At 68.4% G+C, this 2,188-nt stretch carries 1 protein-coding gene; it reads left to right on the top strand.

Going from position 1 to position 2,188, the window contains the following annotated elements:
• Positions 1 to 85: 85 nt before the first annotated feature.
• A partial coding sequence (locus KY469_22890) for an amino acid permease (protein ID MBW3665938.1) occupies positions 86 to 2,188 on the top strand: 2,103 nt, incomplete at its 3' end.

Here is a 2,188-nt window from a genome sequence, read left to right as displayed (position 1 = left end):
CGCCCGGACCCGGCCGCTGCGAGGCGTGGAGCCTCGATCGTGCCGATCGGTCCGGCCGTCAACGGCCAGCGGTGCGGGATCAAGCGTGAGCGACAACAACACGGAAATCGACGTCCTCGAGAAGCGCCTCGGCCTGATCGATGTGTACACGATCTGCGTCGGCGCGATGTTCGCCTCGGGGTTCTTCTTCCTGCCGGGCGTCGCAGCGGGGAACGCCGGACCGTCGGTGGTCGTCGCCTACGGTGTCTCGGCCGTCCTCATGGTCCCGGCCATGTACTCCATCGCCGAGCTGTCTAGCGCCATGCCTCGAGCCGGCGGTGCGTACTTCTTCATCCACCGGAGCCTCGGACCGTGGTTCGGGGTGATCGGGGGGATCGGCCTGTGGCTCGTCCTGGTGTTGAAGAGCGCGTTCGCGCTGGTCGGCATGGGCGCCTACATCGCCCTGTTCTTCGACGTTCCGATGGTGCCGCTCGCCGTCGCGCTGACCGTGGCGTTCGGGCTCCTCAACACCGTGGGCGTGAAGGAGACCGCGTGGCTCCAGAACTTCCTGGTGTTCACCCTCGTCCCGATCCTGGCCTACTACGTCGCCGCCGGTCTGTTGCACCTGAGCGGGGAGGGGTTCGCCACCGTCCACGCCCAGCAGTTCACCCCGTTCATGCCGTTCGGCACGCTCGGGTTCGTATCGACCGTCGGGTTGGTGTCGATCTCGTACGCGGGGCTGACCAAGATCGCCTCCGCAGCCGAGGAGATCCGTGACCTCGACCGCAACATGCCCCTGGGCATGCTCCTCGCCCTGCTCACGGCCGCTGCGATCTACGTCACCGGCGTCTACATCATGGTCGCGTCGATCCCACCGGACGTGCTCCGTGGCGACCTGACACCGGTCGCCACGGCCGGTGAGGTGATCCTCCACTGGCTGCCGGGCGACCTCGGCCTCCTGCTCGTGGTCGTGGCGGCGATCGCCGCGTTCGCGTCGACCGGGAACGCGGGCATCCTCACCGCCTCCCGGTACCCGCTGGCGATGGCCCGTGACGAGCTCGTGTGGAGCGGCTTCGAGCGCATCGGGCGGTTCACGACCCCCACGATCGCGATCCTGGCCACGTGCGCCGCCATGATCGCGGCGATCGTCTTCCTCGACGTCGAGCGGCTCGCCAAGCTCGGATCCGCGTTCATCCTCCTGACGTTCGCACTGATCAACCTCGCCGTCATCATCATGCGAGAGAGCAAGATCGAGGCCTACGCACCCGGGTACCGGACACCCCTGTACCCCTGGATGCAGATCGCCGGGATCGTCGCGATGCTCGGCCTGATCGGGACGCTGGGCCTGTTCGCGGTGCTGTTCGTGGGGGTCATCATCGTCGCGGCCACGATCTGGTACCGCGTGTACGCCCGGGGGCGCGTCGCGCAACGGGGGGCGATCTTCAGCTACTTCGGGCGACTCAGCCGACTCGGTGAATCCGGCGTGGACCACGAGCTGTGGCGGCTCCTGCAGGAGCGCGGCACGACCGTCGAGGACTCCTACGAGGAACTGGTGGCGCGCGCCCGCACGCTCGACATCACCGGACCCGTCTCGGCCGACCACATCCTCGACCGCGTCGTCGAGCAGCTGGCTCCGGATGTCGGGATGACGCCCGAAAAGCTGCGTGGCGTCCTCGTCGATGCCTTCGAGGGGGCGATCATCCCTCAGGGCTCGGCGATCGCCCTGGTCGACGTCCTCCTGGAAGTCGAGCACCCGGTCGTGCAGCTCGTCCGGCTGGAGCGGAGCTTGTACGTCGGGCCCGGCCAGCAGTTCCCAGGCGAGGCAGCCGACGACGCGACCGAGGAGCCGACGCCCCGTTCGCGTGACGTCCGCGGCCTGATCTTCCTCCTGAGCCCCGATGACACCATGACCCAGCACCTGCGGATCCTGGCGGAGCTCGCCAGCCAGGTGGAGGATCCCGACTTCGTCCGCCGGTGGCGTCGCGTTCGCGAGGAGCACGAGCTCAAGGAGGCGCTGCTCCGCCACGACTGGTTCGTGGTGGTCGAGGTGGGTCAGACGGGTCCGACGAACGTCCTCGACGGCAGCCGGATCCGCGACATCAGCTGGCCAGCGAACACGCTGGTCGCCCTCGTGCGTCGCAACGGTCACGCGATCTTCCCGCGGGGAGGCACGCGCCTGCGTGAGGGCGACCGCATCACCATCATCGGG

This window comes from Actinomycetota bacterium, from assembly GCA_019347575.1.
In the GTDB taxonomy this organism is placed as follows: Bacteria; Actinomycetota; Nitriliruptoria; order Nitriliruptorales; family Nitriliruptoraceae; genus JAHWKY01.
Note: the sequence above shows the minus strand (reverse complement) of the source record. Positions and strands in the feature narration are given on the sequence as shown.